The organism is Solidesulfovibrio sp. C21 (genome assembly GCF_047785625.1).
Taxonomy (GTDB): Bacteria; Desulfobacterota; Desulfovibrionia; order Desulfovibrionales; family Desulfovibrionaceae; genus Solidesulfovibrio.
Genome location: NZ_JBLODY010000002.1, coordinates 134,152 through 153,689, shown reverse-complemented (window position 1 = coordinate 153,689; position 19,538 = coordinate 134,152). Strand labels below are relative to the sequence as shown.

Genomic DNA, 19,538 nt, shown 5'->3' with positions numbered 1-19,538 from the left:
GCGCTTCGCGCCTCGTGTCGCCGGGCCGATTGCGGCAACAACCAACCCGTTCCCACCAGCCCCAACACCTCCACCCGTCATCCCAACCCGGTAACGGGAGGTCCGGAGGGCATAAGCCCTCCGGCGGGGTGCAGGGGCGGAGCCCCTGCCGGGGCCTGGGGCTGCGCCCCAGTATGCCCTACGCCTACGTCTACGCCTGCAGCGCAGCTTCGGCGGCGGTGGGGTCTTGGCGGTAGAGGCTGTCGGCCAGGTTGGCCAGGTTGTCCTTGACTTCTTCCAGGGGCGGCGGGGTGGGCAATGCCGGGGCTTCCAGTGCGTCGAGGTCCAGCGGCGTGTAGGAGAGCGACGCATTGAGGCTGCAGGCGTCGCCGGGGAAGCCGCAGGTGGATTCCTGTTCCTGGCGCGCGGGGTCGAGGGATTTGGTGAATTGGAGCATGTCCGAGGGGCATTGGCTGGTATTGACGGCCTCGACCTCGGCGTTGATTTCGCGGGCGGTATCGATCAGGTGGTTATAGCCGGGGATGCGCCGCATGCGTCTGGGATCGCGGAGGTCCGGGGCGTAACCGCCTTCGTTGTAGTGTTCGAGCTCCCGGCGCAGGTCGTCGTAGGCGGCGAGCACGGCCTTGCGGTAGCGGCCGGCGGCGGTCAGGGCCAGGGGGTGGCGCGGGTGCACCTCGACGCTGTCCTTATCCGGGATGGCCAGGAGTTTTTGGGGGGCGAATCCCAGTTCTTCCAGGAATCGGTCGGCCTCGGGGCTGTCGCACAGCAGGGTGCGAAAGGCGCGCCAGCGGGACAGGGCGAGTCGGCCCTGTCGGGCGACTTTTTCCCGCAACCCGACGAAGGCTTCCAGGCGTTCGTCCAGGCGGCAGCGGCGGGAGAAGAAATTGTCCGCCATTTCCGTGAGCAATTCGCGCTTGAGGTCGTCGGCGTAGTCGGTTCCAACCGTCATGGCGTACTCCATGCTTTTAGGGTCATTTTGCTCGTACCCTTTGCCAATTGCCTTGGCAAGGGCCGGTGGGCCATGACAAACCGGTGGCTTTGGGCTAGCGTGGGCATAAGGAGTGTGCTCCATGGCCACCGACTCCCGCAGTGCCGACGCGCTTGCCGCGGAAAACGCGGTGTTACGCCGCCGCATCGAGGATCTTGAGCGGTTGCATGAGGAGTGTCTGCTTACGGAGCAGGCCTTGCGCCAGGGTCAGGAACGCTGTCGCCGACTGCTCGAGAGCGTGACGGATTACGTCTACACGGTCCAGGTTGCGGACGGGCGGGCTGTCGCCACCGCGCATGGCCCCAACTGCGTGGCCGTCACCGGCTACACCGCCGAGGAATACCAGGACAATCCGCTGTTGTGGCTGGCCATGGTCCCGGACGAGGACCGGCCGGCGGTATTGGAGCATGCCCGCCGGGTGCTGGAGGGCGATCCCGCCCCCATCGAGCACCGCATCATCCACAAAAACGGCACGATCCGCTATGTGCGCAACACGCCGGTCGTGCACTACGACGCCTCGGGCATGCTTGTCGCCTATGACGGCATCATCAACGACATCACCGAACGGCGGCGGGCCGAGGAACTCATCACCCGCATGTCGCTGCACGACGGCCTGACCAACCTGCCCAACCGGGTGCTTTTCATGGACCGGCTGCGCCAGACCCTGCGCCTGGCCGAGCGGTCCCACGAACGGGCGGCGGTCTATTTTATCGATCTGGACCGTTTCAAAGGCGTCAACGACGCCTACGGCCACGAGACCGGGGACAAGGTGTTGCAGGAGACGGCCCGGCGGCTGGCCGGGTGCGTGCGGCGCAGCGACACGGTGGCGCGGCTTGGCGGGGACGAGTTCGTGGCCCTGACGCCGGCAGTGGGGGACGCCGCCCATGCCGGGGTCATAGCCGCCAAGATGGTGGCGGTCCTTCGCAAGCCGTTTTCGGTGTCGGGCCATGACTGCCAGCTTGGGGGCAGCGTCGGCGTGGCGCTTTTCCCCGAGGACGGCCTGCGTGCCGGGGAGCTGGTGCGCCGGGCCGACGCCGCCATGTATGCCGCGAAAAACGCCGGGCGCAATGCCTGGCGTATGGCTCAAGATACGGTTCCCGGGCCTTCAGCCGATCCAGCCGAGCAGGCGCCACCACAGGAAGTCGAGGGGCCATAGGGCGACTACGGTGATGGCCGCCGTGATCAGGCACAGCCGCACGACGTCCCTGGCCTCGAGTCCGCCGGATTGGATGGCCACGACCAGCGGCGGGGCTTGGTAGGGCAGGATGACCGTGGAGAATCCGAGCACCTGGGTCATGGCCACGGCCAGGGGCGGCCAGTGGGTGGCCCCGGCCAGGGGCGGCAGCAGGGACGTCATGACCGGCGGCACGCCGGGCAGGGTCACAACCAGCCCGACCAGCGTGGACAGGCCCGAGAGGATGCCGAAGGTCTGGCCCGGGGCGTTTGGCGCAAGGGGCAGGAAGGACAGGGCCCAGGCGGCGACCTGCCGGCCCAGGCCGCTGCGGTCCGCGATGACCCCCATGCTGACGATGCCGGCGACATAGACGATCGGCTCGAATTTCAAGGCGGAAAACGGTTTTTCCCCCATCAGTCCGCTTCCCGGAAAAAGGCACCAGACAGCCACCAGCATGCCGACCCAGGCGGCCGGGATGCCGTGCCAGCCGTCCGTGGCCCAAAGTCCCACCGCAATGGCGAGCACAATGCCCAGATGGATTTCCCGGGGCGAGGCCTTGGTCGCGGGGCGCGGGGCGTCGCCCTCGGGCAGGCGCGGGGTGTCGCGGTAGAGGCGCATGAGCAGGGGAAGCAGGATAAGTGCCTTGCACAGCCCCAGCACCGGGAAGTGGAGCAGGAAGTACTGGCCGTAACTGGGCGGTGTGCCAAGGGCCGCCTCCACGGTGCCGATGAAGACGGTGTTGGGGATATTGGCCGGCAACACGGCAAAGGCCGGCAGGTAGGTCCCGAAGACGCCGGCCAGGATGACGCCCCGACGGCCCTTGCTGCCGAAGGGGTAGCCGAGCTGATCGGCCAGGGCGGTCAGGATCGGCAGCACCAGCATGACCCGGCCCATGGCCGAGGGCATGGCGAAGGTAAGCGCCAGGCCGAACAGGGACACGGCGACCACGGCCTTGGGGAAGGACCGCCCGATGAACGGGGTCAGCCGGGAGGCCAGCCGGTTGCCCAGGCCGGTATGTTGTATGGCCAGGCCGATGACCGCGCCGGCCAGGACCAGCCAGGTGGCGGAGGAGGAAAACCCGGCAAAGACGTCGGCGGCCGGGGCCACCTTGCCCATCATGCAAAGGGAGAAGAAGACCAGGGCGGTCAGCCATTCCGGCAGCCAGCCCGTGGTCCACAGGCCGATGGCCAGCACGACGACGATGGCGGCCTTGCCCAGGGAGGAACCGCCCGCCGCGGTTTCGGTCAGCAGAAAACCCCCGGCCACGACGATGGCGGCCAGGGACACCGCCTGGCGCGGTCGCAGCGACAACAAGGCCCCGGGGCTGTCCGGCCCTTTTCCTTGCGGCGTGGTCACGGCTTTTGACATGGCTCGTCTCCTTCCCCGCGCTTTCCGGCCAGAACGGCGTCCGCGTCCTCGAGAAAGGCGGCCAGAAGCCGCGCCCGGTAGGCGATGTCCCCGCGCCAGAATTCCAGGCGGTCCCAGCCGCGTTCGGTCAGCTGGTAGGTCTTTTTGGCCGGCCCCCGTTTGCTGACGTCCCACGCCCCGACGACCTCGCCGTCGGCCTCGAGGGTGGCCAGGGTGCGGTAGATGGCCCCGGAATCCGTGTCGCGCACCGGCAGCAGGCCCTGCATGCGGCTGTGCAGGGCCGCGCCGTGGCCCGGTCCGTGGGCCAGGGCCAGGAGCAAGAAGGCGGGCAGATGGCGGTAGCCCTTGGTTTTTTCCGTAGTCATGGTGGCCTCCATACCGTTTTTTACATCTTACTGTAATTTACATCTAGATGTAAATTATATTTCGAAGGGAAAGTTTTTGAAGGGGGTCCAGGGGGAAACTTTTTTCAAAAAGTTTCCCCCTGGACGCCGGAGGCATCGCCTCTTCCCTGCCCCTTGCCAGGGGCGCGTTGCCAACCTTGTTCCAAAACGGTACATGTTTTGTGGAGCGAAAAATGCCAATCCGGCCGGGTATCCGGCCATGCGGGGGCGACGTGTTCGGCACGATAAAACGCGCGTTGGCAGGGCTTTTTTCCGACGGGGAGCCGGAGGACGCTTCGGGTGCGTCCGGGGAAGCGATCCAGGCCGAATTCAAGAGGCGTTACCACCACTTCAAGCTGCTTTTAACGGCCAACAAGAAGGCCCTGGAGATCATGTCCGAAATGGAGGAGGCGCTGCATGGCCGGCGCACCTTCGGCATGTCCTTTATCCGGGCCCATTCCACGGCCGCCTCGGTCAACGTCTACAAGATGGTCGAGCATTTAAACGCCATCGCCCCGGACAGGTACGCGGCTCTGTATCCGCAACTCAAGGAAATCCAGCGCGGCATCGGCGAATGCCTCCAGCAAAACGCGCCCGAGGGCTCGGAGGTGCTGGTGGTGCCTTTTGCCAAGGCCGGTCGCCACATGGCCGATGCGGTCGGCGGCAAGGTGGCCGGGCTCGGCGAGATCGTGCGCCGCACCGGGCTGCCCGTGCCGCCGGGGTTCGCGGTCACGGCCCGGGCCTACCATCGGCTGATGGAGGAAAACGACCTTGTCGACGAGGTCAACCGCTTGCTCCAGACCGCCGGTCCCGACGACCAGGCCAACCTGCTGATCCTAAGCTCCCGCATCCGCAACGCCATCACCGAGGCCAGGGTACCGGACGACGTGGCCCGGGCCATCGAGGGCGCCTACAAGGAACTGTGCGCGCCCTTCGGCCGGGACGTGCCGGTTTCGCTGCGCAGCTCCGCCCTGGGCGAGGACGAGGCCGGGCAGACCTTCGCCGGCCAGTTTTCCTCCAAACTCAACGTTTCCAGCGACGACATCCTCACCTCCTACAAGGAGGTCCTGGCCAGTAAGTACAGCCCGCAGGCCATGACCTACCGCGTAAGCCGCGGCATCCCGGACGAGGACGTGGCCATGTGCGTGGGCGTGATGGTCATGGTCGACGCCGCTTCCGGCGGGGTGATCTATTCCCGCAATCCGCTCGATATCCGCGACGACGCCATACATATCCACAGTGCGTTCGGCCTGCCCAAGTCCGTGGTGGACGGGTCGGTGGCGACCGACGAGTTCGTGGTCTCCCGGGACGATCCGCCGCGTCTTGTCGAGCGCCATATACGGGACAAGGATCAGGTGTTCGTGTGTCTGCCCGGCGAGGGCGTGTGCCGCACCGAAACCGCCGGCGAACGGGCCGGGGAGCCGAGTCTCACCGATGCCCAGGCCCTGGAGCTGGCCCGGGCGGCGGTGCGGCTGGAAACCATGTACGGCTCGCCGGTGGATGTGGAATGGGCCGTGGACACGGCCGGCAAGATCCAGTTTCTCCAGTGCCGGGAGCTGGTGCAGCTGCCGGGCGGCGGGGACGACGGGACGCCGCGCCGGGTGTACGGGGAGACGCTGGCCGCCGGCGGGGCGACGGCCAGCCCGGGCGTGGGGTCGGGGCCGGTCTTCGTGGTGCGCCGTGAGGCCGATCTGCTGCGTTTTCCGCGCGGCGGGGTGCTGGTCAGCATCGAGGCGCCGCCGCGCTATGCCTCCATCATCGACCGGGTCGCGGCCATTGTTACGGAAAAGGGCGGCGCGGCCGGGCATCTGGCCAATGTGGCCCGGGAATTTCACGTGCCGGCGCTGATGGGCCTTGCCGGCGCGACGCGGCTTCTGGTCCCGGAGGCCGTGGTCACGGTGGACGCCGATGGCCGGGCCGTTTATCCGGGGCTTGTGCGGGAGCTTGTCGCGTCGGCGGCCGCCTCGCGGGCCCCGGCCCCGGAGCGGGTCACCCCCATGCACGCCATCCTGCGTCGGGTGATGGACTCCATCACGCCGCTTTACCTGCTCGATCCCAACGTGCCGGAGTTTGCCCCGGAAAACTGCCGCACGCTCCACGACGTGACCCGGTTTTGCCATGAGAAGTCCGTGACCGAGATGTTCGCCTTCGGCCAGGAGTTCCGGTTCTCCAAGCGGGCGGCCAAGCAGCTCAAGTACCGGGGCACGGCCATGAAGTGGTGGTTCCTCAACCTCGACGACGGGTTCACCCATGACGTACCGGGCAAGTACGTCAAGCTCGAGGAGATCTGCTGCATCCCGGTGGGCGCGCTGTGGGACGGCATCGTGGCCGTGCCGTGGGAAGGGCCGCCGCCGGTGGACGGGCGGGGGTTTCTGTCCATCGTCGCCCAGGCCTCGACCAATCCGCAGCTGGAGGCCGCCACGCATTCGTCCTTCGCCGAGCGAAACTATTTCATGATTTCGAGCAATTACATGTGCCTCAGCTCGCGCTTCGGTTTCCACTTCTGCACGGTGGAGGCGCTTGTGGGCGAGCGGCCCCAGGAGAACTACGCCAGCTTCCAGTTCAAGGGCGGGGCGGCGGAATACTCGCGCCGCCGGCGTCGGGCCGAGTTCGTGGCCGAGATTCTGGAAGTGCGGGGCTTTGCCGTGGAGGTCAACGAGGACGCGTCGTTCGCCAGGCTCGGCGGCGGGGCCGTGCCGGAGATGCTGGCGGCGCTGAAGGTTGTCGGCTACATGCTCATGCACACCCGCCAGCTCGACATGATCATGCACAACGAGCCGCTGGTGCAAAGCTACAAGAAAAAGATTCTGGCCGACCTGGAGAAGGTGGTCGGCACGCCGGGGCATGTCATGCCGGCCTGCCAGATCCCCGAGGCGGACGCGCAGGCGCAAACGAGCCTATGAACCGCCGGTCGATCCAGTCCTTGAGCGCCATGCACCAGCGGCCTTCGAGGATCAGCGGCGCCTTGCGCAAGATCGCCCGGCCGTCGCCGCAATTGAGCAGGGCCAGGAAGTTCGTGTCGGTCTTGCGAAAAGGCGTCAGTTCCCGGCCGGCGAGGCGAGCCAGCAGATTGGCGCACAGGACCGGTCCCTGGCGCACGGCGTAGACCCCGGCCCGGGGAAGCGGTGTTGGCGCGAAACGGATGCAGTCGCCGCCGCCGAAGATGTCGGGATACAGCACGCTTTGCAAAAAGGCGTTGACAGAGAGCCCCCCGTCCGGGGCCAGCGCCAGGCCGCTTCGGGTGAAAATCCCGGGTGGGCGCGTACCCGTGGCCACGAGCAGCACGTCGCAGGGAAGCGTCCCGCCGCCAACGAGCATCACCCGGTCCCCATCGAACCGCTCCACGCGGTTGCAAAGAACCCTGCCCCCCCGGCGGGCAAGTGAGGCCTGGGCCAGTCTTTTCGCCCGTACCGGCCAGCCCGGCAGCAGCCCGCGCCCGGCCACCACGGTCACAAGCGGTTTGGCGACGCCCAGGCCGGCAAGGAGCCCGAGCGCGTTGCCCGCCACCTCGAAGGCCGAGGCCCCGCCTCCGGCCACCACCACCCGCACCGCCTCTCCGGACCCCACCCGGGATTCGATGGCCCGCCTGGCCGCAAGCAGGTTTTCGATGGGCTTGACCGTGTAGACCCCTTCGCCCTCGACGGGAAACGGCGCGTCGACCACGCTGCCGAGGCCGAAGCTCACCGCGTCATAGGCAAGCTCCCGGCCGTCCTCCAAAAGGAGCCGTTTCCCCTCCGGATCGATCCCGGCCACGCGGCCCTGGACGAAGACGTGTCTTCGCGCCCCATTGGCCCGGTCAGAGGGGAACCGGGAGGCGCTTCGCGCCTGGCGGTTGCCGGCATCCAGCATCGCCGCGATATCGAAACGCAGGTCCTCCGGGGCGTAGCGGCCGGAAAGCATGCCCGGACCCATGCCGGAATAGGCGAGAAAGGGGCCTGGCGCGACGCAGGCGACGGCAATACCGGCATCGCCGAAAACGCCGAGCCGGGACAGGGTGAAGAGATGGGCGTGGCCGCCGCCGGCCAGGACAAGTCTTTTGCGCATGCCGCGCAGCATACACCGGGGGAAAATTTTTCTGAAGAAAAGTTTTCCCCCAGACCCTCTTTCCAAAGACGTTTATGAAGGGAGGGAATGGGCTTTAATCACCCGTAAAAGGAGAAAATGAGGAAAGAGCGTGCGTGGAAAGGGGCGATCGCCCTTTTTACAGGGTTTTCCCTCTGGCGCCCTCTTTTTCTCCACTGCCCGGTGTGATGCAGCCAAGGCGCGTCAACTCGGCCAGGATGGAGTTTTCGTCCACGGGTTTTTGCAGAAATGACGTGGCGCCGCCCAGGTACATGGCGTTGTGGGTGTCCTCGCCGTCTTCGAGGACCGAGGTGATGACGATCTTGCAGCCCACCCCGTCCGCGATGCCGAAATCGCTTTCGATCTCGCGAATTTCCTTGAGCGCGCGCGGGCCGTCGATGACGGGCATGAGCAGGTCCATGAAAATCAGGGTATAGGGCTCCCCGGCTTCCAGGGCCTTTTTGAAGGCCATGATGGCGTCCTCGCCGTTCACGGCCGCGTCGCACCTGGCGTAGGGGTGCAGAATATATTCAAGAAAGCTACGACTGTAAAAATCGTCATCAACAATAAGCGCCCTCATGGAACCTCCGGCGGCTATGGGTCGGGAGACGGCGAGGGAAGCGATACCAAAAGTCATCACTAGCCAGTGGCCGGGGGCTCTGTCAAGCGAGGCAACTCCTAGTCGTTTTTCAGTATTGTCGTGTAATTACCGGCGCAGTGGCAGTCCGTGGCATACCGGTCCACATAATCGAGCCGGGTGCGCAGGCACGAGACCAGCCCGTCGCGGAAGACGACCCAGATGCGGCCGTAGCCGGCGCAGACGTAGGTTTCCAGGCCGATGATCGCCTGTTTGAGGGCGGCCGGGTCGCCCATGAGTTCCTTGACCTGGGGCATGGACATGCCGGGCACGACGCGCCGGGCGGCGAAGGAAGCATCCTCGCGCATCTTGTTTTCCATGCCCTTGGCCTTAAATTCCCGGTCCGCGCCAAAGGGCACGGCGGCCATGCGGGCCTCGGCCGCCAGACGGTCGCGTTTGGCGGTTTCGGCCAGGGCGGCGGCGCGAAGGTTGCCATCGGCGGCAAAGGCGGCCAGACGCGTCTCCAGGGCCTCGGCCGGGGTCTCGGCCCGAAGCGTCAGGCGCACGGCGGTGCCGTCCGGCACGGGGCGTATTTCCTCGTCGGCCACGGACACCCGCATGAGACTGTCGGCAAAAGCGCGCAGGTCGCGGCGGGAAAGCCGCAGCCGGGTCACGGCCGGATCGGCGGCCAGATTCGATGCGGCCGCGTCGATGAGCTTGCCCCGGGTCTGGCTGGCGCACAGATACCTGGCCTGGCCCCGTTCGATGGTCGGCCCGTAGAAGCAGGTGGAGGTGGCGGAAAAGACCCGGGCGTCGGAAACATGACGTCGCACGTCGCCGGGAACCTGAGCCTGCGGCGTCGCCTGCGGCCCTGCCTGGGCAGCCTCCGGCTGCGGCGCGGGAGCGGGCAACGGTTCGGGCAGTGCCCCGGAATCGGCGGCAACAGCCGGCGCGGCAAGCAGCAGCCCGCTGACGACAAGGCCCAAGAGGGCGAGGGAAACACGGCGCATGGGCGTCTCCTTTGGCTGGTCATATGCAAGAATTGATCTAGATTTTTAACGATCTCAGTTGGTCTTTAATAATACTTCGTAACCATTAAAATCTTTGGGATGGGGGGCTGGGGGAAACCCTTTCTGAAGAAAGGGTTTCCCCCAGAGAGCAAACAAAAAGGCGCGGCCGGTTTCCCGGTCGCGCCTTGTGCTCGCGTAGGAATGCTCTTATTTCACGGGCCGGTGGCAGTCGCCACAGGTCACGGGGCCCTTTTTCTTGGCCATGTGGCAGCCCATGCACTGCTCGTGGAAGGCCCGCATCAGCGGGGTGCGGCCGGGCTTGCCGGCGGCGGTGTGGCAGTCGGAACAGGGGATGCCGGAGGTGTCCTGGGACGGGTCGCGTTTGCCGTCCTTTTCGCCGTGGTGGCAGGTCGTGCAGTCCGAAATCCCCGCCTTTTCGTTGTGGGCGTCGTGGTTGAAGACCGCCGGCAAACGGGTATGGGCGGCAAAGCCCTGGTCCGGAATGGTCGTCATGTCCTCCTGGCTTAGGGCCGGAAGCGCCAGGAAGCAGGCGGCGACGAGAGCCACAAGCGCAAGCGGTATGGTGCGTCGTTTCATATCGGGTTCTCCTGCTCGCCGGGGTTACTCCGCCTCGGGCTTTTCCATCAGTTCATAGATGATGTCGCCCAGGAACTTGAGGTGCATGCCGAGTTCGTATTTGCTGACAATGTCTTCCAACCCGCCGTGACAGTTGTGGCAGGGGGCGATCAGGGTCTTCACTCCCGTGGCCTTGAGCTGTTCGGCCTTGATGGAGTTGCCGGCGACGCGGGTGTTCTTGAAGGGGGGCCCGCAGTTGATGACGCCGCCGCCGGCGCAGCAGCAGTAGTTGTGTTCCCGGTTGGGATGCATCTCCACCACTTCCTCGCACAGGAAGTGGACCACGTCGCGCAGTTTGTCCATAAGGCCGCGGCCCCGGATGATGTTGCACGGGTCGTGGATGGTGACCGGGTCGGCGTATTTGTGGGTGATCTTGATGCGGCCCTGCTGGATGAGCTCCCAGAAGAACTCCACCGAGTGGACGATGGGCACCGGATGCCATTTCCAGCCGAGCCAGCGGTTGGCGGTGTCGTAGACGGCGCGGAAGGCGTGGCCGCACTCGCCCATGACGATGCGCTTGACGCGCAGGCGCTGGGCCGTTTCGTAGTGGGCGCGCTCGACCCGGGACATGATCTCCGCGTCGCCGGAATACATGGCCATGTTGGAGTTGTCCCAGCCGGGCGTGGACGGCATGGTCCAGGACAGGCCGGCGGCGTGGAAGATGGCCGCGGCCTGGTAGATGAGCTGGGTGCGGAACTTGGGTTCCGGGGCGATGACCGAGTACATGAAGTCCGCGCCCTCGACGTCGAGCGGAATGCGCAGGCCCGGGAATTCGTCGCGGGCCTCTTCTTCCTGCCACTGGAGGGTGTCGGGCCACTCGTCGTCCTTGACCCACATCTGGTTCATGGTGGCCGAATGGCTATGGGCCGTATCCTGAAGATACTGCGGGGTCATGCCGAGCTTGTGGCACAGGCGCCGGACCACGCTCATGATGTAGCCGGTGTCGATGCCCAGCGGACAGTAGTAGATGCAGCGGCGGCACAGGTTGCATTCGGTGTAAGAAACCTGGGCGCACTCGTAGATGACCTGCGGGTCGACCTTGCCGTCGGCGGCGAACAGACGCACGATGGTCTGGCTGACCTTGGCCACCGGGGTGTAGCTCGGGTCCTTGTGCGACATATAGTAGTGGCAGCCCTTGGCGCACATGCCGCAGTGCACGCAGGTCTCCATGTAGGTTTTCAGGCGCGCGCCGCATTCGCCGGCGATCAGCTCCTTGAAAACTTTCTGTATTTTCTCCGGGGTCAGACGCGAAACCCCGCGCCTGAGCCCTTCGTCCTCGATGAGGCGGTCGGCAATGGTGTTCATGAAATCCTCCGGTCTCTACCAGTCCTTGGCGTGTCTGACGGACCCGAACTCCGAGGCGATGTAGCCGCGGCTGAAAAAGCCGAACAGCATGTGGGAAAGCCTGGTGAACGGGATGGCGATCAGCATGGCCTCGCCGCACAGGATGTGCAGGGTGGTCATAACCAGGTTGTCGCCGATGCGATGATAGGCCAAAACGCCCGTCAGGAAGGTCAGGCCCACGAGAGAGACCACGACGATGTCCTGGGCGCTGGTGACGAAGCGCACTTCGGGGACGCTTATGCGCCGCCACAGGAAGTAGGCGCAGATGATGACCACGACGATGGACAGGATGTCGGCCAGCTGTCCGGGCAGCGCCGGCCAGGACCAGCCGTGGAAGGTGTCGAGGAGCACGATGTGCCCCATGAGGAAGATCGGCACCAGAAAGAGGCAGATATGGAAGATGAAGGTGGCCACGGTGACGCCGGGGTTTTCCTTCCAGCCGAGCGACCCGAAGGGGGTCAGCCAGTGGGTGAGGGATTTGATGGCGTGGGGCCAGCTGATGTAGGCCACGAAGGCCCCGTCCTTTTTGAGGGCCAGGGCGCGCATGGCCAGCAGGCGATAAGCCGAACCGAGGATAAAGATGCCGAAGGCCAGCCAGGCCAGCGGTCCGACAGCGAGATCGTACAAGGCGTGCATGACTTCCTCCTAGCCGGTAAAGGCCGTAAGCGGGGCCACGATTCGATGAAGCTTGCCGTCGGCGATGGCCCGGATGAGGACCATGGTTCCGTCCGGGGAGAACGTCGGGGCGAAGCACTTGTCGAAGCTCTGGGGATAGGCCTTGCCGTCGCACACGACCGTGAACCGGCCGGCGCGTTCCACGGTCACGGCCAGATGGGCACCGTCGGCGCTCCATACCGGCGTCCAGGCCATGTCGTAGCGACCGTTCCAGACCTTGCCGTCGCAGATGACCGCGAAATTGGTGTTGTGATCGTTGCCAAGCGCCGCCGCGCGACCGCCGGCCGGACTCATGACCAGATCCGTGATCACCGGGAAGGTCGCGTCCCAGGGCGTGCCGTCGACGGCAACGGTGAAGACGCCGAAGCTCGGGGCCACGATGGCCGCCAGCTTGCCGCCGTCCAGGGAGTAGGCCGGATGCCACACCTGGATGAAGCGGGGGTCCCAGACCATCTTGTCGTCGACGGCCATGCCCCAGGCCCCGGCCTTGCGTACCGGCGCGGCGACCTGGCCCGTGGCCGGGTTGAAGATCGGGCCCCAGGCGCAGGCGTACGCCCCTTCCCAGGCCTTGCCGTCCACGGCGATGGTGTAGTCGTAGAGCGTGCGGCGCACGGTGGCGGCCACATGCTTGCCCGTGGCGTCGAAGACCGGGTTCCAGCAGTTGACGAAGGTGGCATCCCAGGCCGTGCCGTTTATCGCCACGCTGAAGATGCCGTTCTGGAACGTCTCGATGTCGGCCTGGGCCAGGGACTTCACCTGGACGACCGCCGCCGTGGCGGAACCGTCGCGGGCCAAGGTCACCATGTTGGCGTTCTCGTAGAGGGTTTCCCAGACCGCCTCGTTGACCACCATGCCATACCGGCCGTCGATCTGGACGGGCGCGGCGATGACATCGCCGGCCTCGGAGAAAAGGGTGTTCCAGATGTAGGCGTACTGCTCTTCCCAGGCGGCGCCGTCCACGGCCATGGTCCATTCGCCGGCCGACTGCACCAGTGCGGTCAGCCTGCCATTCGGGGAAAAGCGCGGATACCAGATCTTGTCGAAGGTTTCATCCCAGACTTCGCCATTGACCGCCAGGGAAAACTCGGCGTCCGGCAAAGCGGCGACCATTGCCACGGTCTCGCCGTCGGGCGAGACGTAAGGTTCCTCCAGCCACTCGTATTCACGAGAGCACTTTCGCAGATCGTCTACAACGACGCGGGTGCCCGGCGTGAAATCCCAGGACTGCGTGAAGGACATACCGACCTCCTTGACGGGTGGAAAAGGCACAGGCTTCGCTACGCCAGGCGCGCGAAACCCGGAGACTCAAAGCAGACCCCTGAAAACTCCGGCTTGTTAGTCACGAATTTCACGTTTAGTCAAGGGGTGTGCTCGTTCGAGACATCAAGGAAAATGGCCATATACGACTCACCAAGGTAGGATATTGCGCATGCGCATGCCGGAAATAAAATGCTTCTCCGATCGGTTTGGTTTGGTATGGATTGTCCTGGTTCTGGTCCTGTTCGCGGCGCTTTCCGCTACTGCCCGGGCCGGGGGGCGGGAGTCCTGGTCACCACCCGCCGCGCCGGCCGACATCCCGCTGCCGCGTTCGGCCAGACTCGGGGGCAGCCTGGACAAGACGCCCCGTCCCGTGCCCGGGGAAAACGCCGCCGCGGGCTATGCAACGGCCTTGGGCATAAACGAGGTGCTGGCCGGCCGCCCCGCCGCCGGCGCGGCGCGGCTGGCCGCCGTGGTTTCGAAGGCCGGCCCCCTGGCCGACGTGGCCGCCTATTACGCGGGACTGGGCTTCTACCTGGCCGGGGATGCCGCCGGCGCGCAAAACGCCCTGTCGCCGCTCGTCGCCGCGCCCGGTGCCTCCTTTCTCGGCCGCGACGCCCAGTATCTGGCCCTTCAAAGCGCCGCCCGCCAGGGCGACCACGAGAAAACGCTGGCCCTGGCCGAGGCCTGGCTCACCGAGGCCGATCCGTCGCTTGCCCCGGAAGTCTGGCTGCGGGCCGCCGTGGCCGCCGCCGGGCTTGGCCAGGACCGCAAGGCGGCGGATTTCCTGCGTCACCTGTCGCTTACCTGGCCGGCCTCCAAGGCGGCGGCGGCCGGCAACGCCCTGGCCCGGACGCTTAGCGCGGGAGGCAAGGGCACGGTTGCCGCCTATGATCCGGATACGCCGGCCAATGTGCTGCTGCGGGCCGAGGCCATGGTGGAGAAACGGTCGCCCGAGGCGGCGCTGGAGCTTTTGCATGGCAACCATGGCTTCGATGCCGGCCAGGCCGCCCGGGCCGAGTATGTGCGCGGCAAGGCGCTGTACCGCCAGCGCAAGTTCCGGACGGCGGCCGGGATGTTCGCCAAGGCGGCGGCGGCCGACCCGGACGCGTCCCTGGCCGGCTGGTCCCGCTACCACGAGGCGCGCTGTCTGTGGCGTTCCCTCGATGCCGAGGACACCGCCCGCATGGAGGCGCTCTTGCGCCGGGTGCTGGCCGTTTCCTTGCGCGACGATCCCCTGCGCGAGGTGGCGGCGCGGCATCTGGCCCTGGTTCTAGCCGAAAACGGGCGCTTTGCGGATGCGCTGGGCGCGGCGCAACAGCTCAAGGGCCTGGCCGTTTCGCCCGATCTGGCCGCCCAGGGCGCGTCGCTGACCGCGATTTTGCGCTACGTGACCGGCGACATGGCCGGGGCGGTTGCGGACCTGGAGGCTTTCGCGGCCCGTTTTCCGGACGACGGCTGGGCCGACGGGGCGCGCTACTGGCGGGGCAGGGCGCTGGCCGCCCTGGGCCGGCCCGAGGAAGCGGCGGCCGCCTATCTCGACGCGTCTTCCCGGCGTCCCAACACCTATTACGGGGGCCTGGCCGCCGTAGCGCTTGCCGCCCTCGGCAAGGCGGTCCCGGACGTGGTCGCCTCGCCGGTGCGCCGCACGCCCAGCTGTCCCGGGCATGCCGATGCCCCTTTGCAGGCGGCGGCCGACGCCCTGGACAAGGCCCGGCTGCTTGCCGATTCGGGCCTCCCCTCCCTGGCCGGGATGGAGCTGGATTTCGCCAGCCGGGCCATGCCCGAGCGGGCCGATCTGGCCATGGCCGATATTGCGGCGGCCGAGGCGATGGGCCGGCGCGGGACGGTCATGCGCACGGCCTGGCGCACCTTTGGCGGATGTCTTTTGCGCGGCACGGCGGCGGATCTGGCCCCGTTGCGGCAGGCGCTCTATCCCCGGGCCTACGACCGGCTGGTGGTCGCGGCGCTCAAGGGATCGGGCATCGACCCGGACATGGTCTATTCGCTGATCCGGCAGGAGAGTTTTTTCGACCCGAGGGTGGTCTCCGGGGCCGGGGCGGTGGGGCTCATGCAGCTGATGCCGGACACGGCCAGATCCGTGGGCAGGAAGCTCGGCCTCAAGGTGAAGCGCCGGGACCTGTTCGATCCGGCGGTCAATATCAGGCTCGGCGTGGCGTTTTTCCGGGAGCGGGTGGAGAAGGCGGGGAGTCTGGCCGCGGCGCTGGCCGGCTACAATGCCGGACAGACCCGGGCCCGGCTGTGGACGCGCCACCTGGGCGGGCTCGGGCAGGAGCTCTTCACCGAGCTCATTCCCTACACCGAAACCCGCGACTACGTGCGGCGCATCACGGCCAACGCCATGATGTACCGACGCCTTTACGGCCGCTGATGCGCGGCCAGCTCTTCCAGGGAAAAAAGGCGGTCCGGGTCGAGGACCATGACGAAGCCGCCCCCCACCTTGGCCAGCCCCTTGACGAAGCGTGGCGGCACGGCCAGGCCCATGTCCGGGGGCGGGGCGATGTCCGCCGGGGCAATCTCCACCACCTCGTACACGTCATCGGCCAGGGCGGCCACGGCAATCGTCTCGCCGTCGAAGTCGCGTTCCACGATGACCAGGCAGGAGGCCTCGCCCGCGTCCGCGTCGGTCAGTTCCAGCTTGCTGCGCAGGTCCACCACCGTGGCCGCGTTGCCGCGCAGGTTGACGACGCCGCGCAAATGGCCCGGGGCCAGGGGCACCCAGGTGATCGGCAACACGTCAAGCACCTCGGAAACCACCAGGGATTCCAGGGCGAAGCACTCGTTGCCGAGGCGAAACGTCAGGTATTGTTTCGGAATGTCGTCGGCCATGGCACCATCCGCGTTGCAGGGGATATACCACCCAGGCATACGCCATGTGAACGCTTTGGGCAACGCCCGGCCGCCGCTTGCGGAAAAATGTCTCCCGGCGTCAGACCGGACGCACGGTCAACACCGGAATGGTGGCGGTCTTGACCACCTTTTCGGCCACTGAGCCAAAGGGAATGCGGTCCACGCCGCGTCGGCCGTGGGTGCCCATGATGATCATGTCCACACCGGATTTTCGGGCGACTTCCAGAATCTTTTCGGGGGCGTAGCCGTATTCCACCCGGCCCTCGGCGGACACGTCCACGAAGCGCGCGTCCATGAACTCGCGCATGACCCGGTTGGCGCCTTCCAGAATCTGGTCGACCAGGGTCCGGATGCTCTGGGGCGGCACGTACAGGCTCGCGTAGCGGTTCATGCTCGGCGAGACGTAGAGCACGAGCAGCCGGGCGTCGAGTCCTTTGGCAAAGATGGTTGCGTATTCGGCCAGGTACTGCGCGGCCTCCGAGAAATCGACGGCCAGCAGGATGGTTTCGACCTGGGGCGACATGGGGGGACCCTCCGTGGGTTATCCGCCGCAAGGATAACCTATCCCCGACACCCGCGCCCGGCAAGGGGGCGTGGCCGCCCCGGTGGTCCACGAAGGCCTGGAAGGAAAAGGCGCTACAGATCGGTGAGCAGCCGCCGGGCCATTTCCGTCCCGGCCTCGCCGCCGCCGGCCATGCGGGCCAGTTCCGCCGCCACGGCCGGGCCGGAAAGCCGCGCGCAGCGGGTGCTGGTCTGGTCGTTTTCCACGGACTTGCGCACGGAAAAATGCCTGTCGGCCAGCCGGGCCAGCTGGGGCCAGTGGGTGATGAGCACGATCTGGGAGGTCTGGGAGAGCTTTTTGACGTACTCGCCCACGCTGCCGAGCGTCAGGCCGCCGATGCCGGCGTCGATCTCGTCGAAAATGAGCGTGGGCCCGCCGGGTTCGGCGGAAAGGGACATGAGCGCCAGCAAAAAGCGGGAAAGTTCGCCGCCCGAGGCGATCTTGTCCAGGGGCTGGGGCGGCTGGCCGGGATTGGGCCGCCACAGGATGCGGGCGCGGTCCTCGACAAGCGCCGGCGCGTCCACGGCTACCGGGGTATGGACCGTGGCCGGGGAAAATTCAAAGATGACCCGCACGTCCTTGGAAAACCCGAGCCCCCGCAGGATGTCCTCCAGGGCGTCGGCCAGACGCTTGGCCGCCGCGCGTCGGGCGGTCGCCAGCGTGCCGAGCACCTTGGCCAGGGCCTCCATGCCGGCGGCCTCCTCCCGGGCCAGCTGTTTGCGGTCCAGGGCGCAGGCGTCCAGGAAATCGAGGTTGGCCGTGACCTGCCCCCCGAGGTCCACGATCTCGGCCAGGGATTTATGCAGCTTGCGCCGCAGCTGGGCCAAGGTAAAAAGCCGTTTTTCGATGGCCTCGGCGTCGCTGGCCGAGACGGCCGCCCCGGCGGCCGGGGCGCGGCGCAAGCGCACGGCCATGTCCTTGAGCTGATGGCGGAAGGCGGCCACGGCCTCGGCATCCTCGGTGAATTCCGGCGCGACCGTGCCGGCGTGGAGCAGCTCGCGGTGCAGGTCGGCCAGGCTGTCGAGGACCTTGGGCTCGCTTTCGATGCACTCGAGGGCCTTGGAAAGCGCTTCGGAAGCCTTGCGCGCCTCGGCCAGGGCCGCCCGCCTGGCGGTCAGCTCTTCCTCCTCGCCGGGGAGGGGATTGACCTTTTTGATCTCGGCCTGCTGGAATTCCAGAAACTGGCGTTTTTCCTCAAGGGACGAGGCCTTGGCGTCGAGGGCGCGGATGCGGCCGGCAATGTCGGTCAGCTCCTTGACCAGCCGGTTGCGGGCGGCAAGCGGTGCCGGATCGGGCAGGAAGGCGTCGAGGAGCGCCGCCTGGAAGCTCGGCTGGAGCAGGCGCTGCTGGCCGTGCTGGGAGGCGTGGAGCAGGAGTTTGGGGCGTAGCGCGGCCAGGGTCTCACGCGAGGCGAGGGAGTCCCCCACGTAGATGCGGCTGCGCCCGGTGCCGGCGGTCAGTTCCCGGCGCAGGATGAGATCCTCGCCGTCCTGGACGAAAAGCGCCTCGACCACGGCTTTTTCGCAGCCGGCCCGCACCAGCTCGGGCCGCATCTTCTCGCCGGTGAGGAAGTTGACGGCCGAGACGATGAAGCTTTTGCCCGCGCCGGTCTCGCCGGTCAGCACATTGAGCCCGGGCCCAAGCTCCAGCTCCAGGTCGTCGATGAGCGCCAGATTTTTGATTCGCAGCACTTCGATCATTACGCGCCGCCTTGCCTACTGGCGCAGCCTGGGGTCCAGGATGTCGCGCAGGCTTTCGCCGATGAGATTGTAACCGAGCACGGTCAGCAAAATGGCCAGCCCCGGGAAGATGGACAGCCACGGAGCGACTTCCAGCACTTCCTTGCCTTCCATGAGCATGTTGCCCCAGCTCGGCATGGGGGGCTGTACGCCAAGGCCTAGGAAGCTGAGCGAGGATTCGATCAGGATGGCCCCGGCCACGCCGAGGGTCGCCGAGACGAGCACCGGCGCGGCGGCGTTGGGCAGGATATGGTAAAAGAGGATGCCCGGAGCCCGCATGCCCGACACCCTGGCGGCCAGTACGAATTCACGGCCCCGCAGGGTCAGCGTCTCGGCCCGCACCAGCCGCGCCACGCCCATCCAGGACGTCAGCCCGATCACGACCATGATATTGGTCAGCGATGGGGTGAGAAAGGCGATGACGGCCAGGATCAGGAAAAACGAGGGGAAGCACAACATCACGTCCACCCCGCGCATGAGGATCTCGTCGGCAAGGCCGCCGAAATAGCCGGCGCAAAGCCCGAGCACAAGCCCGATGGACACGGAGAGTCCGACGGCGACGAATCCGACCCAAAGCGACACCCGGCCGCCGTAGAGCAGGCGCGACAGCACATCGCGGCCCAGGGCGTCGGTGCCGAGCGGATGGGTTGGCCCCGGGGGCGAGAGGATGGCGTCGACGTTTAAGGCCAGCGGGTCGTAGGGCGTTACGTACGGCGCAGCGAGGGAGGCCAGCGAAATGCCGCCGACAAGGACGAGCCCGGCCCACAGCATGCCGTGCCGAGGCAGATGGCGCCGCAAAAAGCGGCCGAACGCCTTACGCACCGTCGCGACCTCCGAGGCGTATCCACCCCAAAACCATGCTCCTGTTTTTTCCCAACACCATACGTTTCTT

At 66.6% G+C, this 19,538-nt stretch carries 17 protein-coding genes; 3 read left to right on the top strand and 14 right to left on the bottom strand.

The window, feature by feature from the left end; all coding sequences use genetic code 11:
• Positions 1 to 190: 190 nt before the first annotated feature.
• On the bottom strand, positions 191 to 949 hold the full coding sequence (locus ACMZ6R_RS01425) for a hypothetical protein (protein WP_416108935.1): 759 nt from the start codon (positions 947 to 949) through the stop codon (positions 191 to 193).
• A 121-nt stretch (positions 950 to 1,070) separates the two neighbouring features.
• On the opposite strand from ACMZ6R_RS01425, the gene ACMZ6R_RS01420 reads away from it, so the two are divergent.
• Complete coding sequence (locus tag ACMZ6R_RS01420; protein WP_416108934.1) at positions 1,071 to 2,144, top strand: diguanylate cyclase domain-containing protein; 1,074 nt, start codon at positions 1,071 to 1,073, stop codon at positions 2,142 to 2,144.
• Here ACMZ6R_RS01420 and ACMZ6R_RS01415 read toward each other — a convergent pair.
• Together ACMZ6R_RS01415 and ACMZ6R_RS01410 are read right to left on the bottom strand one after the other, a co-directional pair.
• A complete protein-coding gene (locus ACMZ6R_RS01415) occupies positions 2,094 to 3,530 on the bottom strand; it encodes an SLC13 family permease (RefSeq protein ID WP_416108932.1) in 1,437 nt (478 codons plus the stop codon). The genes ACMZ6R_RS01420 and ACMZ6R_RS01415 overlap by 51 nt on opposite strands.
• The gene (locus ACMZ6R_RS01410; RefSeq protein WP_416108931.1) at positions 3,515 to 3,895 is read right to left on the bottom strand and encodes a PadR family transcriptional regulator; all 381 of its coding nucleotides are present in this window, start codon (positions 3,893 to 3,895) and stop codon (positions 3,515 to 3,517) included. The genes ACMZ6R_RS01415 and ACMZ6R_RS01410 overlap by 16 nt, the downstream gene beginning before the upstream one ends.
• 251 nt (positions 3,896 to 4,146) lie before the next feature.
• Here ACMZ6R_RS01410 and ACMZ6R_RS01405 point away from each other — a divergent pair, with 251 nt between their 5' ends.
• Positions 4,147 to 6,816, top strand: coding sequence for a PEP/pyruvate-binding domain-containing protein (locus ACMZ6R_RS01405; RefSeq protein WP_416108929.1), 2,670 nt, complete (start codon positions 4,147 to 4,149; stop codon positions 6,814 to 6,816).
• Here ACMZ6R_RS01405 and ACMZ6R_RS01400 read toward each other — a convergent pair.
• From ACMZ6R_RS01400 to tmcD, 7 genes are all read right to left on the bottom strand, one after another.
• Positions 6,761 to 7,957 carry an NAD(P)/FAD-dependent oxidoreductase gene (locus ACMZ6R_RS01400; RefSeq protein ID WP_416108928.1) on the bottom strand — a complete coding sequence of 399 codons (1,197 nt, stop codon included), beginning with the start codon at positions 7,955 to 7,957 and terminating at the stop codon, positions 6,761 to 6,763. The two genes, ACMZ6R_RS01405 and ACMZ6R_RS01400, sit on opposite strands and share 56 nt — an antisense overlap.
• 157 nt (positions 7,958 to 8,114) lie before the next feature.
• The gene (locus tag ACMZ6R_RS01395; protein ID WP_416108927.1) at positions 8,115 to 8,555 is read right to left on the bottom strand and encodes a response regulator; all 441 of its coding nucleotides are present in this window, start codon (positions 8,553 to 8,555) and stop codon (positions 8,115 to 8,117) included.
• Between the two features lie 98 nt (positions 8,556 to 8,653).
• Positions 8,654 to 9,562 carry a hypothetical protein gene (locus ACMZ6R_RS01390; protein ID WP_416108925.1) on the bottom strand — a complete coding sequence of 303 codons (909 nt, stop codon included), beginning with the start codon at positions 9,560 to 9,562 and terminating at the stop codon, positions 8,654 to 8,656.
• 207 nt (positions 9,563 to 9,769) lie between these two features.
• Entirely contained in the window at positions 9,770 to 10,159 is a 390-nt protein-coding gene (tmcA, locus tag ACMZ6R_RS01385) for an acidic tetraheme cytochrome c3 TmcA (protein WP_416108924.1), read from the bottom strand.
• A 24-nt stretch (positions 10,160 to 10,183) separates the two neighbouring features.
• Positions 10,184 to 11,503 (bottom strand): electron transfer complex ferredoxin TmcB, encoded by a 1,320-nt coding sequence (gene tmcB, locus ACMZ6R_RS01380; RefSeq protein WP_416108923.1) that lies wholly within the window; start codon positions 11,501 to 11,503, stop codon positions 10,184 to 10,186.
• Positions 11,504 to 11,518: 15 nt separating this feature from the next.
• Positions 11,519 to 12,178 (bottom strand): TmcC family electron transfer complex membrane anchor subunit, encoded by a 660-nt coding sequence (gene tmcC, locus ACMZ6R_RS01375; protein WP_416108922.1) that lies wholly within the window; start codon positions 12,176 to 12,178, stop codon positions 11,519 to 11,521.
• A 9-nt stretch (positions 12,179 to 12,187) separates the two neighbouring features.
• Entirely contained in the window at positions 12,188 to 13,456 is a 1,269-nt protein-coding gene (tmcD, locus tag ACMZ6R_RS01370) for an electron transfer complex subunit TmcD (RefSeq protein WP_416108921.1), read from the bottom strand.
• 190 nt (positions 13,457 to 13,646) lie between these two features.
• Here tmcD and ACMZ6R_RS01365 point away from each other — a divergent pair, with 190 nt between their 5' ends.
• On the top strand, positions 13,647 to 15,866 hold the full coding sequence (locus ACMZ6R_RS01365) for a transglycosylase SLT domain-containing protein (RefSeq protein ID WP_416108919.1): 2,220 nt from the start codon (positions 13,647 to 13,649) through the stop codon (positions 15,864 to 15,866).
• Here ACMZ6R_RS01365 and ACMZ6R_RS01360 read toward each other — a convergent pair.
• The 4 genes from ACMZ6R_RS01360 to ACMZ6R_RS01345 all read right to left on the bottom strand — a co-directional run bounded on the left by ACMZ6R_RS01360 (position 15,854) and on the right by ACMZ6R_RS01345 (position 19,468).
• Complete coding sequence (locus ACMZ6R_RS01360) at positions 15,854 to 16,324, bottom strand: chemotaxis protein CheW (RefSeq protein ID WP_416108917.1); 471 nt, start codon at positions 16,322 to 16,324, stop codon at positions 15,854 to 15,856. The genes ACMZ6R_RS01365 and ACMZ6R_RS01360 overlap by 13 nt on opposite strands.
• A 100-nt stretch (positions 16,325 to 16,424) precedes the next feature.
• Complete coding sequence (locus ACMZ6R_RS01355) at positions 16,425 to 16,868, bottom strand: universal stress protein (protein WP_416108915.1); 444 nt, start codon at positions 16,866 to 16,868, stop codon at positions 16,425 to 16,427.
• 113 nt (positions 16,869 to 16,981) lie between these two features.
• On the bottom strand, positions 16,982 to 18,607 hold the full coding sequence (locus ACMZ6R_RS01350) for a DNA repair protein RecN (RefSeq protein WP_416108913.1): 1,626 nt from the start codon (positions 18,605 to 18,607) through the stop codon (positions 16,982 to 16,984).
• A gap of 15 nt (positions 18,608 to 18,622) precedes the next feature.
• A complete protein-coding gene (locus ACMZ6R_RS01345; protein WP_416108911.1) occupies positions 18,623 to 19,468 on the bottom strand; it encodes an ABC transporter permease in 846 nt (281 codons plus the stop codon).
• Positions 19,469 to 19,538: the final 70 nt, after the last annotated feature.

What these genes read in the sequence shown, in the direction of transcription:
- ACMZ6R_RS01390 (WP_416108925.1), bottom strand. Translation starts at nt 9,562, where the DNA reads ATGCGCCGTGTTTCCCTCGCCCTCTTGGGCCTTGTCGTCAGCGGGCTG.
- tmcC (WP_416108922.1), bottom strand. Translation starts at nt 12,178, where the DNA reads ATGCACGCCTTGTACGATCTCGCTGTCGGACCGCTGGCCTGGCTGGCC.
- ACMZ6R_RS01350 (WP_416108913.1), bottom strand. Translation starts at nt 18,607, where the DNA reads ATGATCGAAGTGCTGCGAATCAAAAATCTGGCGCTCATCGACGACCTG.
- ACMZ6R_RS01400 (WP_416108928.1), bottom strand. Translation starts at nt 7,957, where the DNA reads ATGCGCAAAAGACTTGTCCTGGCCGGCGGCGGCCACGCCCATCTCTTC.
- ACMZ6R_RS01425 (WP_416108935.1), bottom strand. Translation starts at nt 949, where the DNA reads ATGACGGTTGGAACCGACTACGCCGACGACCTCAAGCGCGAATTGCTC.
- ACMZ6R_RS01365 (WP_416108919.1), top strand. Translation starts at nt 13,647, where the DNA reads ATGCGCATGCCGGAAATAAAATGCTTCTCCGATCGGTTTGGTTTGGTA.
- ACMZ6R_RS01415 (WP_416108932.1), bottom strand. Translation starts at nt 3,530, where the DNA reads ATGTCAAAAGCCGTGACCACGCCGCAAGGAAAAGGGCCGGACAGCCCC.
- ACMZ6R_RS01360 (WP_416108917.1), bottom strand. Translation starts at nt 16,324, where the DNA reads ATGGCCGACGACATTCCGAAACAATACCTGACGTTTCGCCTCGGCAAC.
- ACMZ6R_RS01410 (WP_416108931.1), bottom strand. Translation starts at nt 3,895, where the DNA reads ATGACTACGGAAAAAACCAAGGGCTACCGCCATCTGCCCGCCTTCTTG.
- tmcB (WP_416108923.1), bottom strand. Translation starts at nt 11,503, where the DNA reads ATGAACACCATTGCCGACCGCCTCATCGAGGACGAAGGGCTCAGGCGC.
- ACMZ6R_RS01355 (WP_416108915.1), bottom strand. Translation starts at nt 16,868, where the DNA reads ATGTCGCCCCAGGTCGAAACCATCCTGCTGGCCGTCGATTTCTCGGAG.
- ACMZ6R_RS01395 (WP_416108927.1), bottom strand. Translation starts at nt 8,555, where the DNA reads ATGAGGGCGCTTATTGTTGATGACGATTTTTACAGTCGTAGCTTTCTT.
- tmcA (WP_416108924.1), bottom strand. Translation starts at nt 10,159, where the DNA reads ATGAAACGACGCACCATACCGCTTGCGCTTGTGGCTCTCGTCGCCGCC.
- ACMZ6R_RS01420 (WP_416108934.1), top strand. Translation starts at nt 1,071, where the DNA reads ATGGCCACCGACTCCCGCAGTGCCGACGCGCTTGCCGCGGAAAACGCG.
- tmcD (WP_416108921.1), bottom strand. Translation starts at nt 13,456, where the DNA reads ATGTCCTTCACGCAGTCCTGGGATTTCACGCCGGGCACCCGCGTCGTT.